The organism is Anabaena sp. WFMT, assembly GCF_051781005.1.
Taxonomy (GTDB): Bacteria; Cyanobacteriota; Cyanobacteriia; order Cyanobacteriales; family Nostocaceae; genus Anabaena.
On record NZ_JBPWOA010000017.1, the window covers coordinates 63713 to 79794 of the forward strand.

14 protein-coding genes are annotated in these 16082 nt (G+C 38.7%); 9 read left to right on the forward strand and 5 right to left on the reverse strand.

Annotation, left to right across the window (positions count from 1 at the left end):
- Positions 1-27: 27 nt before the first annotated feature.
- Positions 28-1344, reverse strand: a complete 1317-nt coding sequence (locus ACSQ6I_RS09095) for an alkaline phosphatase PhoX (RefSeq protein ID WP_438890032.1) — start codon at positions 1342-1344, stop codon at positions 28-30.
- Positions 1345-2568: 1224 nt separating this feature from the next.
- On the opposite strand from ACSQ6I_RS09095, the gene ACSQ6I_RS09100 reads away from it, so the two are divergent.
- From ACSQ6I_RS09100 to ACSQ6I_RS09120, 5 genes are all read left to right on the forward strand, one after another.
- Positions 2569-3213, forward strand: coding sequence for a PEP-CTERM sorting domain-containing protein (locus ACSQ6I_RS09100; RefSeq protein ID WP_438890033.1), 645 nt, complete (start codon positions 2569-2571; stop codon positions 3211-3213).
- A 529-nt stretch (positions 3214-3742) separates the two neighbouring features.
- On the forward strand, positions 3743-4141 hold the full coding sequence (locus ACSQ6I_RS09105; protein WP_438890034.1) for a cupredoxin domain-containing protein: 399 nt from the start codon (positions 3743-3745) through the stop codon (positions 4139-4141).
- A gap of 702 nt (positions 4142-4843) precedes the next feature.
- Positions 4844-5671: a type I methionyl aminopeptidase gene (gene map / locus ACSQ6I_RS09110; RefSeq protein ID WP_438890035.1), complete on the forward strand. Its 828-nt coding sequence runs from the start codon at positions 4844-4846 to the stop codon at positions 5669-5671.
- Positions 5672-6064: 393 nt separating this feature from the next.
- Complete coding sequence (locus ACSQ6I_RS09115; protein WP_438890036.1) at positions 6065-7462, forward strand: amidase; 1398 nt, start codon at positions 6065-6067, stop codon at positions 7460-7462.
- Positions 7462-8160, forward strand: coding sequence for a Crp/Fnr family transcriptional regulator (locus ACSQ6I_RS09120; RefSeq protein ID WP_438890037.1), 699 nt, complete (start codon positions 7462-7464; stop codon positions 8158-8160). The genes ACSQ6I_RS09115 and ACSQ6I_RS09120 overlap by 1 nt, the downstream gene beginning before the upstream one ends.
- A gap of 306 nt (positions 8161-8466) precedes the next feature.
- Here the strand turns inward: ACSQ6I_RS09120 and ACSQ6I_RS09125 are convergent, their stop codons facing one another.
- From ACSQ6I_RS09125 to ACSQ6I_RS09135, 3 genes are read right to left on the reverse strand one after another with little or no spacing between them, the layout of a single operon-like run.
- Entirely contained in the window at positions 8467-8958 is a 492-nt protein-coding gene (locus ACSQ6I_RS09125; RefSeq protein WP_438890038.1) for a hypothetical protein, read from the reverse strand.
- 21 nt (positions 8959-8979) lie between these two features.
- Entirely contained in the window at positions 8980-9306 is a 327-nt protein-coding gene (locus ACSQ6I_RS09130) for a cupin domain-containing protein (RefSeq protein ID WP_438890039.1), read from the reverse strand.
- Positions 9307-9337: 31 nt separating this feature from the next.
- A complete protein-coding gene (locus ACSQ6I_RS09135; protein ID WP_438890040.1) occupies positions 9338-10114 on the reverse strand; it encodes an SAM-dependent methyltransferase in 777 nt (258 codons plus the stop codon).
- Positions 10115-10387: 273 nt separating this feature from the next.
- Here ACSQ6I_RS09135 and ACSQ6I_RS09140 point away from each other — a divergent pair, with 273 nt between their 5' ends.
- Positions 10388-11158 carry a hypothetical protein gene (locus ACSQ6I_RS09140; RefSeq protein WP_438890041.1) on the forward strand — a complete coding sequence of 257 codons (771 nt, stop codon included), beginning with the start codon at positions 10388-10390 and terminating at the stop codon, positions 11156-11158.
- 157 nt (positions 11159-11315) lie between these two features.
- Here the strand turns inward: ACSQ6I_RS09140 and ilvC are convergent, their stop codons facing one another.
- The gene (gene ilvC / locus ACSQ6I_RS09145; RefSeq protein WP_438890042.1) at positions 11316-12311 is read right to left on the reverse strand and encodes a ketol-acid reductoisomerase; all 996 of its coding nucleotides are present in this window, start codon (positions 12309-12311) and stop codon (positions 11316-11318) included.
- Between the two features lie 427 nt (positions 12312-12738).
- Here ilvC and ACSQ6I_RS09150 point away from each other — a divergent pair, with 427 nt between their 5' ends.
- The 3 genes from ACSQ6I_RS09150 to ACSQ6I_RS09160 all read left to right on the forward strand — a co-directional run bounded on the left by ACSQ6I_RS09150 (position 12739) and on the right by ACSQ6I_RS09160 (position 15988).
- Positions 12739-14097 (forward strand): NAD(P)/FAD-dependent oxidoreductase, encoded by a 1359-nt coding sequence (locus ACSQ6I_RS09150; protein ID WP_438890043.1) that lies wholly within the window; start codon positions 12739-12741, stop codon positions 14095-14097.
- 177 nt (positions 14098-14274) lie between these two features.
- Positions 14275-14808, forward strand: a complete 534-nt coding sequence (locus ACSQ6I_RS09155) for an REP-associated tyrosine transposase (RefSeq protein ID WP_438890044.1) — start codon at positions 14275-14277, stop codon at positions 14806-14808.
- Between the two features lie 85 nt (positions 14809-14893).
- On the forward strand, positions 14894-15988 hold the full coding sequence (locus ACSQ6I_RS09160; RefSeq protein WP_438890045.1) for a pentapeptide repeat-containing protein: 1095 nt from the start codon (positions 14894-14896) through the stop codon (positions 15986-15988).
- The last annotated feature ends 94 nt before the right edge of the window (positions 15989-16082 follow it).

The window sequence follows — 16082 nt, forward strand, 5'->3', positions numbered from 1 at the left end:
GAGATGACTCATAAATCGAGAAATTTCTTAGATTCTAGTTTCCCAAGGACCCCAAATCGCAAAAGTAATACCAGGACTTTGCATATTGACAAACATAGTCTTACCATCGGGGGAGAAACAAGCTCCAGCCCACTCACTACCATTCAAGGTATTACGGGCTAAATCATAAAGTTTTCCATCTGGAGTTACACCTCGTATGAAATTAGGAGAAGCTCCATCTTCGCAGAGAATGAGATCACCATTCAAAGGTGCCACACAAATGTTGTCGGGCGCACGGAGAGTAGTTGCACTTGGAGACTGAACAAACAGTTCAAGTGTATTAGTAGCAGGAGTATAACGGAAGACTTGACCACGGCTGCCAGGACCACCACTGGTACAACAGAAATAAATTTCACCGTTACCGTACCAAATGCCTTCTCCACGGGCAAATCGGGCTGCGCCTAAATTACGACCTTGTACACGGACATTATCTGTGGTTGGATCTGGATTAGGGATGTCTACCCAGCTGATATTAGTCCATGTTTGTCCTACGTTGAAACCTGTAGCAGTATTCACACTACCAGCACTACTGCTAGTGTAACCTATTCTGAGAGCTTGGAGTCTACCACCTTCTACTAACTTACCTGGTATGTTAGGAATAAAACGGTATAAGAGACTATCTCCGGTATCTTCAGTTTGGTAAACAATGCCAGTTGCGGGGTCTACAGCGATAGCTTCGTGATTAAAGCGTCCCATAGCCTTTAGAGGTACAGCTTTTACCGGCCCGGTGGCATTAGCTGGAACCTCAAAGTTATAACCGTGGTACTGTAATCGGCCGCTACCAGGTATGTCTACATTTTCTTCAGAGGTAATCCATGAACCCCAAGGTGTTGGACCACCTGCACAGTTACGAATCGTGCCACCAAGAGAAGCAAATTGTTTAATTAGCTGACGATTGGAATCTATAACCAGTGTTGTAGTACCACCTCTACAAGCAGGATCATAGGCTAAATCACTGGGTACTTGTACTTTTCCAGTAGTGCCAGTACCGCCAATTTCGTGGTTGCAAATTAGGATTGTTGTACCCCTGGGTCCTTGGAAGGCTGCCATCCCATCATGATTACTAGGCACTGGAAAGCCATCAGCCATGAGATTACCCGTGCGAGATATCTCCCGATATTGGAATCCATTTGGTAGTGCTAGAGGCGCACCAGGAATAGTGATCAGGGAACCATATCCTGTAGTTGTAGGTGTTGTTTGACCAAAAGCTGCTCTAGCCAGAAGACCTTCTAAAGGAGAGGCCGCTAAAGTGGTAGCCGCAGTTGCACCTGCGATGGAAAAGAACTTACGTCTTGATAATGTCATGTGGAAATTTTTGGTTGTGTAAAATGTTAATTAAACGCCTAAAACGTCTAATTTTCTCATGTGAATTAATTATTAGATGTAGAGACTATTGTGATTTGGTTAATGTCTCTAAAACTGTTATTTTGTCCAATTTGACAACCTTGATGGGATAACACGATGTTTCAATTCACATCAGATGTCATTAGTAAAATATGTGATATTGATTAAGTTTTGGTAATGATTAATTTAATAAAAGATTTTTTCTCGGTTATTAGTAGCTTTTTTTGAAAATTATTCTTAACAAAAACAAATTTTTTAGTATTTAAAGTTCAATGTAAATTAGTCAACTGTATAGAAGATAGGGGAAATTATTAGTTAATTAATTGTAATATATTGGTGGAATTATTTTCATGGTATTGAGAAAAATATTCAATAGATTATGTTCGTAACTTAATTTATTTAATTTTGTAATAGCGATCACTATATTTTATTAGGCAAACAAATATTCGATAAATATCTGGAAATTGTGATTGGATGAATTTTCTAATTTGTCAGGGTTTTTTGATCTAAATCTACATATGGAAATCCTATTTGCTTGTTGTTGGCATAGCCTAGAGCTATGTGTTTAAAGCTCAGTATGCCTTGATTTCCCTACATTTACAAGTGTTTATGGCTATGCCACACAAGCTATCAAGAATCAGATATGACCATTATATGACTTTATTCACTGTATAAATTTATTATATTATGCATTAACACAAATATTTTTTGATTAGGCCGGGATTAATGCCTAAAAGTGTCGAACAATCAAGGTTAAATGTCTAAGAATATGGCAAATACTATAAATAATTTTGCGGCTAAATAAAATAACAATATTAAGTTAAGGATAGATAAAGATTTATTTAATTAATGAAGAATATAATTTTTTATCAAAAACATCCAATATATTTTTTTGCTATTTTGAAAAATCCAGTTCGATTTATATTGATGAGATTGAATCTAATGATAGAATCTCCCCAAAGGTATTTTTTGGAAATGGATTAGGTTAAATCAGACCACTATTGCTATGATCCAAAATTAAAGCATTTGAGATTATAGAAGGTAAGCTAACCGGATTAGTTATATCCTCTTTTGTCGTGCTTAATTGGGCATAGAAATTCAATTTCTAAATTTCACCTTTTGTTAAGCTAACCAAAAATTAGCTGATAGCTAAAACAAGATCATAATGAGTTGGTATCAAAAAAAATGAAAAGTATTTACAAGCAAATCAAAGCGACAGTAGCAATTGCTGCCGTTTCCTCCGTTGCAACTGTTGTTAATATTCCCAGTGCGAATGCAGCCTTATTTGGTCTTAATTGGACAGGAGAACAAGGTTATTCTGCTGAAGGGCAATTCAGTTATAGTGATAGTCTCTCAGGTAGTGTTGTTACCCAAGATCAGCTAAAGACATTTACTCTTTCTTTCTTCAACCCCAGCGGCGATTTATTACAAACTTTCGCTTACAATTTCTCAAGTCCTACTACTAGTCCTAGCTTTAGCTTCAATTTCAACTTCGATACAGTCACCCAGACTGTTCTGCAATCAGGCAATTTTGGCACATCTACAGGTTTTGACTTAGGAGACGACTTTAACTCAGCTATCTCTGGGTTCTTTTACTATACTTTCCAAGATCCTGCACAAGGGTTGACTACAACTACCATTTTCTTGAATGATGGGCTTTCCACAGAAGTGTGTATCCAAAGTGGAAACTGTGGTTTAGACTTCGGTGGTCAGTTAACAGCAAATAAAATCCCTGAACCGGGAACAATTTTTGGTCTGTTGGTACTTGGTTCTGTAGCTGGATTCCTAAAGAAAAAGTCAGCTTCTGCCTCAGCAATCAAGCTAACTTAATTAAAAATCAAACTAATCGACTATTATTCTAGCTCCAGTACCCATCATGTGCAGGGCTAGAACTGCAAAAAATGTGACAGGGACTTATGCAAATAAGTCCCTATATACTTAGGATTTACGCAAGTGTCACACCAAACATCTATAATTTATGGTGTGGTTCGGCAAGCTCACCAACCATGTCAGATATCAAATATCTGTTTATTTGCAGGATTTATGAAGTCTGACGCACCCTACAAAGCAAGCCAGTTGCGTAAGTCCTGATACTTTTGGATCAGTCTGTGATATTGTCATTGCGATCGCTGCAAAGCAATCCTAAAATCTTACGTCTGCTGTCCTGGTAATAATAGCAGAGGTGACAGGGAACAAGAAAATAAGAGAGTTTGATTGAGAGATTTCGGCTCATATCATAGATAATGGTCATAGGTGTTACTAATAACCAAAGTGAGAAATGAGTAGTTTACTGACAAAAATTTCCAAACATCTATATCCAGTCTTTTGTTTATTGACATTCCTACTATGTCTAAGCTTCATGGGTGCAACTCCAGCCAGCGCAGCAAATTTATCTGGTGATCTACTCAAACAACCAGCTACAGAGATTAGAGTCAGTTTGGGTAACGCTGCTGGTGAACTCAAGTTTGAGCCAAACCATCTAGAATTACAGGCTGGTAAACGCTACAACCTCCACCTGAATAATCCTAGCCCTGAGAAGCATTATTTTACGAGTAAAGACTTTGCTGATGCGATTTGGACACAAAAAGTCGAAGCTGGTAATGTAGAAATTAAAGGTGCGATTCACGAACTAGAACTAAAACCTGATGCAGAAGCAGAATGGGTATTTGTTCCTCTCAAACCAGGTAAATATGATTTACGCTGTACCATCGCTGGACACGCAGAAGCGGGGATGGTTGGGGAAATTGTGGTTAATTAATAACTGTCTGATAGCGTGGCGCGAGCCATATCAGGATTTTTAGGATGTACTGGATAGCAAAAATTAACATCGATCAAAAATCCTGTTTATTTCTTCTTCATCCTGTAAATCTTGATTCTGAATTGAGGAGACAAACAGCCTTTCTGGAAAGATTTATACTAAAAACGGGTTAAAAGTGTCATTCTGATAGCGCAGCGTGGCGTTAGCCATACGAAGTGAATAATCTCTGAGATACTTCGCTGCACTACGTTACGCTCAGTATGACATAAGTCAAGATTTTACCCGTTCGCAGTATAACACAGGAAAACTTTTTGAGTATACAGGTATAATACCAGAAAAAATGTATAGGTCAATATCAATTGCTGAAAAAACCTAAATTCGTCAAATTATTGATAATGTTGTCAATAATATTGAGAATAGATACAACTTATTGCCAAAAAGCTGATGCTGCACAATTTTTATAAAATCCCTATTTAAAAAACTTATTGATTTGGAGTCATCCAACTGTGTGATACACAATTCACTAGGAATGAAAACTATATCTGTTGATTCACCTTTAACTTCTTCTCAATCCTCAATTACCTACCTCTATTTCTCCAGAGACGCAAAATAAGTTAAGTTAAATATAGATATTTTTCTCAACTAAGCTAGACAACTAATTAACACTTAGGCAGTCAAGCACCAGCAATTATTAATTTTCCCATGAACATTTTCAGTAACTTACTTTCTCAACCAACCCTGCCAAAACCCGAAAAAAGACAACGCCGAGGTATTGAAATTAAATCGCCGCGCGAAGTTGAAATTATGCGGCAATCCGCTAAAATTGTGGCAACTGTACTCAAAGAAATTTCTGAGTTAGTCCAGCCAGGAATGACTACGGCTGATTTGGATGCTCATGCGGAAAAACGCATTCGGGAAATGGGTGCAACTCCTAGTTTTAAAGGTTATCACGGCTTTCCGGCTTCGATTTGCTCTAGCATTAACAATGAGGTTGTGCATGGCATTCCCAGTCATAAAAAAGTGATTCGCACTGGAGATGTTTTAAAAGTAGATACAGGTGCTTATTACCAGGGTTTTCACGGGGATTCCTGTATTACAATTGCTGTGGGTGATGTGACACCAGAAGCTGCTAAACTAATTCGCGTCGCGGAAGAAGCTTTGTTTAAAGGTATTGAACAGGTAAAAGCTGGTGTACACCTAACTGAAATTGCAGGTGCTATTGAAGACCATGTAAAAGCTAATGGCTTTTGTGTAGTGGAAGAGTTCACTGGACATGGTGTAGGTCGAAATTTACACGAAGAACCTGCGGTATTTAATTACAGAACTCGTGATATTCCTAATGTGAAATTACGCTCAGGGATGACTTTGGCTATTGAACCAATTTTGAATGCTGGTTCTAGATTTACCCGGATTTTATCTGATAGATGGACGGCTGTAACTGTTGATAATGCGCTTTCTGCTCAATTTGAGCATACGGTGTTAGTGACAGATAGTGGTTATGAGATTTTGACAGATAGATCGGAAGTTTAATTTTTGTAATCTGAATTAAATAAAAATGCGATAACTGCCGTCAGCGTAGCGATCGCATTTTTATTTAACTTTCAATGAATATTTTATCAAGTTTGTATTTTATCAAGTTTGTGTCTCTAGACATAAGCATCCGCAAATGATAAATTGCTAAAAAGTAGAAGTACGATTAAAATTTTAATGTATGTATTCAGGATAGAGAATACTTCAAGTCAGGACAATAAAGGCTTTTTTAGTCAAGTTTGATGATTTTGATAAAATATCACTTCTCTCTATTCTTCATTTCATCAGCATTCTGACTCCTGAATTCTTACATTTTAATGTTTATAATTTTGAAATAGCCAGAATGTATAAATTTTGATAGATGAATGAAAATTACAGTTTAAAAAAACAACAATGAATGAAATTGATTTAGCTTTTACACCGGCTTTAGATTTAGCGCAATTAATCCGTCATCGAGAAGTTTCACCCCTGGAGTTGGTAGAAATATATTTAGAACGGATTTCTCGCTTAAATCCCCAATTGGGAAGTTATTTTACGGTAACGGCAGATTTAGCTATTGCTGATGCTAAAGCGAAAACAGAATTACTCACAACCACTTCAGAACTACCGCCATTTTTCGGTGTACCGATTTCTATTAAAGACCTCAATGCTGTCGCTGGTGTTCCCTGTAGTTACGGAAATCCGGCTTTGAAGAATAAGATCGCTAACCACGATGATGGCGTAGTGATCAGAATTAAACAAGCTGGATTTACGATTCTTGGTAAAACTGCAACCTCGGAATTAGGTTCTTTTCCTTACACTGAACCTACGGGATTTACCCCAGCTAGAAACCCTTGGAATTTGGAGTATACCCCTGGTGGTTCTAGTGGTGGTGCAGCCTCATCAGTCGCAGCGGGATTAAGTGCGATCGCACAAGGTTCCGATGGTGGTGGTTCCATTCGTGGCCCTGCGGCTTGTTGTGGTGTGGTGGGAATCAAACCAGCACGGGGAAGAGTGACAAAAGCACCTGTAGGCGATCGCTTGGGAGGAATAGCAGTAAATGGTCCTATAGCCCGCACAGTAGCCGATGCAGCCGCTATGTTAGATGTAATATCTGGCTATTTTATCGGTGATCCTTATTGGTTGCCAAATCCAGAACCCTCATTTCTCGCTGCAACTCAAACCAAAACCAGTAGTTTAAAAATTGCTTTTAGTACCAGTCTTCGTCCCTTTGGAGAAGCTGATGATAACTGTAAACAAGGAGTTTTGAAAACAGTTCAACTACTAGAACAATTTGGACATCAAATTGCAGAAAAATGCCCCGATTTCAGCGGGTTAGTAGAATCATTTCAAATAGTCTGGCAATCTGGAATAGCGGCTTCAGGAATTCCCGCAGAAGCTTTACAACCCGTCAATCGTTGGTTATTAGCTAGAAGCGGTTCTGTGGGTGAATATTTACAAGCACTTGCCGTCATGCAAATAGTTTCACGGCAAATAGTCGCGTTTTTTGATACTGTAGATATATTAGTGTTACCAGTTTATCTGCACTCACCAATTCGCGTAGGTGAATGGGCAAATTTGAGTCCAGAACAGACATTTGAAAATATTGTTAACTGGGTTGCACCTTGTCCGGTAGCCAATGCCACTGGATTACCTGCGATCGCAATTCCTGTAGGTTTTGATAGCAATAACTTACCCCTGAGTGTACAATTAATCGGTAAACCTGCCGCTGAATCTACTCTAATTAGTCTCGCAGCGCAATTAGAAACAGCTAACCCTTGGATTCAGTATCGTCCCGCATTTGCCCTATAATGCAAGCTTCCTTAGCACAAATTGCCCAAATTAAAGTACTTGCAGACTTAGAAATAGCAGATAGAATCACTCTGCAACCTTATACCTTGGTGCAAAGTTATGGAAAAGGCGAGATAATTTTTCATGAAGGCGATTCTTTACCCACTAAATTATATGCTGTTGCCAGTGGAGTAATTAAAGTTAGCAAAACAGCAACCACAGGTAAAGAAACAATTCTTCGCAACTTAGGAACTGGAGAAATTTTCGCCGCACCTGCATTATTAGGTAATGGCATTTCTCCAGCCACTGTCACCGCTGAATCTGATTGTGAAATTCTCACCATCGAACGAAATGCTTTATTAACAGCAATTCAACAAAAGCCTGATATTGCTTTGCGAATGTTAGTAGTTTTCAATAACCGCATTCAGCAATTACATGAAACAGTTCACGGCTTAGTTTCCGAAAGGGCAATTATTAGACTAGCCAGATTAATTCAATATTTTGCAACCACATCAGGAACAGAAACAACACCAAAAGGTGAAAAATTAAAAGAAAAATTATCTTATTATCGCATGGCGCGGAGTATTGGCATCACCTATGAAGAATGTGTGCGATTAATCAAAAGTATCAACTCCATCATATCCTATCATCGAGGTGGAGAAATCACAATAATTGATATTCATAAATTAGACGATATTGCAGATGGAAACATCGAGTAAAATGGGCATTAATAGCCCTTTCAAAGTAGTTAAAAATGTTAGACAAAACATCCCTCTTCCACCTCATACCTCTGCGTTCTCTGCGCCTCTGCGGTTAGATATAGCGGTATGCATTTGAATGAAATACATCATAGCCCCCTCATCGCTTGCGGGGAGGGGGTTGGGGGTGGGGTTCTTGTATCTCGCTCAACCGAGAACCGCTATAAATGACTTTTCAACCACAGAGACACAAATCGCGAAGAGAGGAAAGAACAGATTTTTCGAGTCACCTTAAAAGATCTGGGTGGACATTTTCCACCAAAACAATTAACACACCTTAGCAAGTTTTTCTTGTTCACGGGCATCAACAACCAAAACTAAACAAAGTGCAGCAACAGCCTTTTCCCATTCCTGACGAACTCTAATATCTTCCACACCATCAAATAAACCAACCAAACGAGGAACAGCCTCTTCTAAAGCAGCGTGTGGAACTGGACGATGTAACTCAACAAGGTGATTGATACTTTCTTGATTATGGAGAAAGTTAATTACCCATTTTGTCGTATGATCTGGACTATCAGGAACACGCTGAACTCCTAACTCATTTTTTAGCCAGTTATAAAAAGGCGGTAAATTGTCAGCTAATACCTGTCCTGCTGTGGGTAAAGTTTCTCGTAACAAGTTAACATCTAAACTGTCCAATTCTTGTTTTAATTCCGGTGAATTTAGCACCGCATTTAAAGGCGTTGAAAGTATTGCTTCTATTTCAGGTTCAGAAAAAGCTAGATTTTGAGTGAAGGTTGAAATTAGTGATGACATTTTGCAAATCTCCAAAAATAATTAATTAATATCTGCTGCTTTTTCAGAAAGTGTCAGCAGAAATGATAGATTAGATTCAGCCTGTAAAGCATGAGGTGCATTAGCAGGCATAAAAACAAAAACTCCGGGTTCTAATTTAATTTCTTCCCCTGATAAAGTCAGTAAACCTCCACCTTCCAAGACATTGACAGTAGCATTGCGCGTAGAGGTATGTTCAGAAATTTCAGTGTTAGCCGCTAGACAAAAGAGGGTATATTGACAAGCTGTATCTTTGACTAACACCTTGCTTAAAACTCCCGAACTGGGATATTCAATTTGTTCTTGTAATTGGGTAACAGTAGTAATCATAAAAAGTGTAAATTTCCAAAGTGTCTAAATATTATTCAGCAACAGCACAGAGAATTATGTAGCCTAGTTCTTGCTGATATTTCTGGAAAACATGACGCATTTCTAAAACCCGCTTTCTGATATCTGGCTTCGTCAAAATATTCCACAAAATCTGCATAGTTTTGAAAATGCCTTCATCTTGCAACATTCGCCACCAATTCAGTAAACTCATAGCACCGACTTCATGTTTCTGTACTTGTAAACCTGCTTGAGTAAAAACCTGAATCCAGTTAGTTGCTGAAAGAGGTGTAGAATTAGCTTTAATTACCTGCGCTAAATCTGCACGAATTTCTGCTTCTTTGTCATTAGCTAATAATTCATGGGAGAGAAATTTACCTCCCGGTTTCAGTCGGTTATGAATTTCTGTTAACAGCTTGGCTTTCCCTTGTGGGGACTGCATTGTCAGAATTGCTTCAGCGAAAACGTAATCAAACTTTCCTGGTATTATATCCAGGTGGAAAATGTCACCTTCAATAATTTCAATTTCATTTTCTAAGCCAGCAGCACGAATATTAGCACGCGCACTAGCTACACTTTCAGGATTTTTTTCTATTCCTACTACCTTTACATGATAGCGTTGAACCAGAGAAATAGCACTATAACCAAAGCTAGAAGCTAATTCTAAAACTGTTTCACCTGGTTGAAAATTAGCCCATTGGCATAATTTTTCTGTAGCTATGCGTCCACCCGGACGTAGATATTTTTTACCTGCTGCTGCTAAAACTTGGTGTCCTGAAGCAGTTGAGAAATTAAGGGTTGTGTTGGTCATCTGTCTGACCCTCTGAACTTGTTCTATCCCCAATCTGCCAGAATTTTATCATACTGTCTTTGAGGTAGCTCAAAGAAGGGACTTACCAATAAAAAATCTTCAATTTGTAGGGTGTGTTAGGACTAAAGTCCGTAACGCACCAGCAACTTAAAGAATAATGGTGGGTTAAGCTAGGGGAAAATTAATCTTTTACAAATTATTTAGGACTGCTATAGATAGGTCAAAAAAGGCAATACTTTACTTATAGGTTATGTATTCTATACACAAACACTGATGAAAGTTGTAGAGGAAACCCACACCAGATTAGTAGTCAAGCACCAACCAATTGTCAACTGGTTGTGGGGAAGCATATTATTTATAGGTGGTTTGAGTTTTTGGATTTATTTCATATTTTTCGATTTTGCTTCCCTCCGTTTCACCTGTACTCGTTCCGCACCTCCAGAAATTAACTGCGAATTGAAACGGTTTACTTTGTTGGGAAGTATGCAAAAAGTCAAGATATTTGATCCTCAACAAGCATACATCAAGACAATACTTGGTAGCAAGGGAAGTAAAAGCTATCAAACTATTGTTGTGAGTAGGTTTGGAGAATTTTCTCTACTACCTAATATTAGTTATGAAGACAATGAGGAGTTTATTATTAAAGTCAACAGTTTTATTAACTCTGGGGAAAGTTTCTTCATAGTGACACAAAATCGACGTATCTATCTCTTTTACATTAGTTTGTTGGCGTTCGTTCTCTCAGGAGTTGGTGCTTTTTTAGCAACATCACCTTTAAGTATCTGCACTTTTTATAAAAGTATCAATAAAGTATTCGTAGAACGTAAAGGTTTGCGTGGTAATATAACCATTGAATATCCGCTAGAAGAAATTGTCCGTCTTTATATTCAAGATCAGCAAGCTAAATATTATAGGATTTATCAGGCTGTGATTTTTCTCAAAGATGGTAAAAAAATTCCAATTAATCCACAATATACAGATCAACAAAGCGTTCAACACGTAGTTATGAGAATACGCCAATTTCTCAACATTGAAGTTTATTGATTTGGTAAGAGGTAATGCTTGAAAGTCAGTAATTAACAATTAAGCTGTTGAGCGTTTAATCTGCATATCAAGGGCAGGCAAGATGCCCACCCCACAAGACTTACATTAAATAATGGTATGCAAATTATAGGATTTTCAGCTTACCAATTACCAATTTTTATGCTTTTTTTAACCAGCTAAACATGGCGCGTAAATCTTTACCAACTTCCTCAATGGGATGTTCTGCTTCTTGACGACGCATAGCTGTGAAACCTGGTTTACCTGCTTGGTTTTCTAATACGAATTCCCGCGCAAATTGTCCAGATTGAATTTCGCTGAGGATTTTCTTCATTTCTGCTTTGGTGTCAGCAGTAACGACTCTTGGCCCACGGGTATAATCGCCGTACTCAGCAGTATTAGAAATACTATCGCGCATGGTGGCTAAACCACCTTCTACAACTAAGTCAACGATTAATTTGACTTCGTGCAGACATTCAAAATATGCTAGTTCTGGTTGATAACCTGCTTCAACTAGGGTTTCAAAACCGGCTTTGATTAAAGCACTCAAACCACCGCACAATACTGCTTGTTCACCAAACAAATCGGTTTCGGTTTCTTCACGGAATGTGGTTTCTAGGATACCTGCGCGTGTACCACCGATACCTCTAGCATAAGCCATTGCGCGATCGCGTGCTTTGCCTGTAGCATCTTGATATACTGCAAATAAAGCAGGTACACCTTGTCCTTGTTCATAAGTCCGACGCACTAAGTGTCCTGGTCCTTTAGGCGCAACCATCACCACATCAACATCAGCCGGTGGGACAACTTGTGCAAAGTGAATATTAAAGCCATGTGCAAAGGCTAAAACATTCCCTGCTTCTAAATTTGGTTCAATCTCGTTTTTGTAAATTGTTTTCTGCACTTCATCAGGTAATAAAATCATGATGAAATCAGCAGCTTTAGCAGCGTCAGCCACGTTTTTCACAGTCAAACCAGCAGCTTCGGCTTTTGCTGTTGACTTACTACCCGGATATAATCCTACAATTACATTTACACCACTGTCTTTTAAATTAAGGGCGTGGGCATGACCTTGAGAACCATAACCAATAATAGCAATCGTTTTTCCAGCCAAAAGGTCTAAATTGGCATCTTCATCATAGTACATCCGCGCCATAGAAGCATCTCCTGTCCGCAAGCATAGTTATAAAATAGGCAGACTTTTGATTTTACCCCAAATTGTGTTACCAAAATAAATACTCTAGGTTAGAATCTTGTCTCAAAGACATATCGGTATATTTTTTAACTTCAACTGCATTTGATATTAATCGTGCTTATCTTTAGGTGAAGAAAAGGTTATAGGACTTACGCAAAAACTCTCCCAAACTCTTATTCCTCTGTGTCCTCTGCGTCCTCTGCGGTTCGTTTCTTCATGATTTTGCGTAAGTCCTGGGTTATACACAAAACTTGCACTTTTATGTAGAAAATATGAATCCTGTAATTTTTTTTCAATAAGTTGAACATAAACCGAGAAAAATGTGACAATTTTGTTACAAATTTGTTAAAAATAGTTACAGCACCTGTAATACAAGGAAACATTTCTTATGGTTGATGCACATGACAATAACTCACCACATCAGGTAGTTATAGTTGGTGGTGGTTTTGGTGGACTTTATGCCGCAAAATCACTGAAAAAAGCAAATGTCAACGTGACACTGATTGATAAACGCAATTTTCATTTATTTCAACCACTTCTGTATCAAGTCGCTACAGGTGCTTTGTCTCCCGCAGATATTTCTTCACCGTTACGTTCTGTTCTCAGCAAGAGCAAAAATACAAAAGTGCTGTTGGGTGAAGTTGATGATATTAATCCTGACGCACAACAGGTAATTGTTGGTGGTGAAGCCGTAGCTTATGATACTTTAATTGTGGCTACAGGTGCAAAGCATTCTTATTTTGGCAAAGATGACTGGGAAGAATTTGCACCCGGTTTGAAGACTGTGGAAGATGCAATTGCAATGCGTCACCGGATTTTTATGGCGTTTGAAAACGCAGAAAAGGAAACTGATCCGGTACAGCGCCAAGCTTGGTTAACTTTTGTGATTGTGGGTGGTGGCCCGACAGGTGTAGAATTGGCTGGTGCGATCGCAGAATTGGCAACTAAAACCCTGAAAGAAGATTTCCGCAACATCGACACTTCAGAAGCGCGAATTTTGCTTTTAGAAGGTATGGATAGAATTCTCCCACCTTTTGCCCCAGAATTATCCCAAGAAGCAGAAACTTCTCTAACACAATTGGGCGTAAATGTCCAGACGAAAACCCTGGTGACAAATATTGCCAATGATATTGTGACTATCAAACAAGGTGATGATGTTAAACAGATAGCTGCGAAAACAGTATTATGGGCTGCGGGTGTGAAAGCCTCGGCTATGGGGAAAGTTTTGACAGAACGAACTGGGGCGGAGAGCGATCGCGCTGGTCGTGTTATCGTTGAACCAGACCTGAGTATTAAAGGGCATCCCAACATATTTGTAGTTGGTGACTTAGCAAATTTTGCCCATCAAAATAATAAACCCTTACCTGGTGTTGCACCAGTCGCCATGCAAGAAGGCGAATATGTAGCTAAACTAATTCAGAAACGCCTTAAAGGTGAAACATTACCACAATTTAATTATGTGGATAGAGGAAGTTTAGCAATGATTGGGCAACACGCCGCAGTTGTTGATTTAGGTTTCATCAAACTTAAAGGTTTCCTCGCGTGGTTTGTTTGGTTATTCATTCATATCTACTTCCTGATTGAATTTGATAACAAATTAGTTGTGATGATTCAATGGGTTTGGAGTTATTTTACTCGCAATCGTGGCGCGAGATTAATTACAGGGAAAGAAACTATTCCATCTGTACCAATTGAAAATAATGAACATTATCAACCAGTGAAAACTAGACAACCAATAAATGTGTAGTTATCCCTCGTTCCCAGTCTCCGACTGGGAATGCCATCAAGAGGCTCCGCCTCCCAAAAACTCGAAATCAAAAATTCATGTATCTCATATTTACTAATTATCGTTAATTATACGATGTATAAGTTCTGCCTCCCATATTAAAATCAAATCACCACATCTACCAAACCCAATCATCTAATGGGACGCAGTCGCTATCATGTATTAGGAACTCAACCACATTTTATAACCAGCACAATAGTCAATTGGATGCCATTATTTGGACAAACTGAACTTGTGCAAATTATCATAGATTCCCTCAAATTTCTGCAACGACAGCAGCGTATGACATTGTATGGTTACGTCATCATGGAAAATCATCTTCATCTTATCGCTGCGGCTGCAAATTTATCTAAAGAAATAGGCAATTTTAAATCATTTACTGCTCGTTCTATTATTGATTTACTTCATAAAAATAAAGCTGAATATATACTTGGTCAACTGGAGTTTTATAAAATAAAACATAAGATAAAACAAGAGTATCAACTGTGGCAAGAAGGGTTTCATCCCCAGGCAATTTTAGATGAGGAAATGTTGAGGCAAAAATTAGAGTATATGCACAAGAATCCGGTGCGACGTGGTTATGTTGATGATCCGGTTCATTGGCATTATTCTAGTTATCGGAATTATATGGGATTACCGAGTTTATTAGGAGTGGATTTGATTGATTTGTGAGATATTGAGGCGGAGCCTCATCTTAGCATTCCCAGTCGGAGACTGGGAACGAGGAATTGTGTATTTAGGGAATACAATTAATACTATGTCTAACGATAATATAAACGATATAAAAAGAAATTGGTTGATAGCCGCAGTGGTATTAATTCTTGCTATACCTATTTTAGTTACAAGTTATTCAATTTTCATGATTTTAACTACTAATAGGACAGAATTTGTTGTAAAAGAAAAATATGAATACATCATTGAAATTTTAAAGACTGCTGGCTTATTTATTGGTGGAATTGCAGTATTTATTAATATTTTCTTTGCAGCAAAACGAGCAGCCGCTATGGAAGAAACAGCTAAGGCTGCTAATGAAAGTGCTAAAGCTGCTAATAAAAATGCTGAAATTGCACAAGATAAGCAAATTACAGAACGCTTTGCTAAAGCGATAGAACAGCTTGCGAGTGATAAACCTGAAGTTATATTAGGTGGAATTTATACTTTAGAACGAATTGCGAGAGATTCCGCACCAGACCAATGGACAATTATGGAAGTTCTGACAGCTTTTGTCCGTCAGAATGCACCTTTTATAGAAGAAAATGAGTCACAATCTCCAGAAGATCAAGAAAAATTCCAAAAACTTAGAATTTCTATTCAAGCGTGTTTAACTGTGATTGCAGAACGTAAACACCCAGATTTAGAAAATAAATATCTTGATTTAACTAGAGTTAATATTAGTAAATTTAACCTCTCAGGATTCAACCTCACAGGAGCCGTCCTCACAGGAGCCGTCCTCACAGAAGCCTACCTCATAGAAGCCGACCTCACAGGAGCCGTCCTCACAGGAGCCGTCCTCACAGAAGCCTACCTCACAGAAGCCTACCTCACAGAAGCCTACCTCATAGAAGCCGACCTCACAAGAGCCGACCTCACAAAAGCCGTCCTCACAGGAGCCGTCCTCTTCAGAGCCAACCTCACAGAAGCCCACCTCTACGAAGCCGACCTCACAGGAGCCAACCTCACATTAGCCGACCTCACAGGAGCCAACCTCACAGGAGCCAACCTCACAGGAGCCAACCTCATAGAAGCCAACCTCACAGGAGCCGACCTCACAAGAGCCAAACTCACAGAAGCCGACCTCGAAGGAGCCTACCTCAAAGGCGCTACAATGCCTGATGGGTCAATTCATGATTAGGAAGATTTGATTATTGTACATTCTCAATAAACAAGACTTTCTCTCCCACAAAACCTAATATTCAAAATAGCCTCTACAATTTTCTAAACCAAAT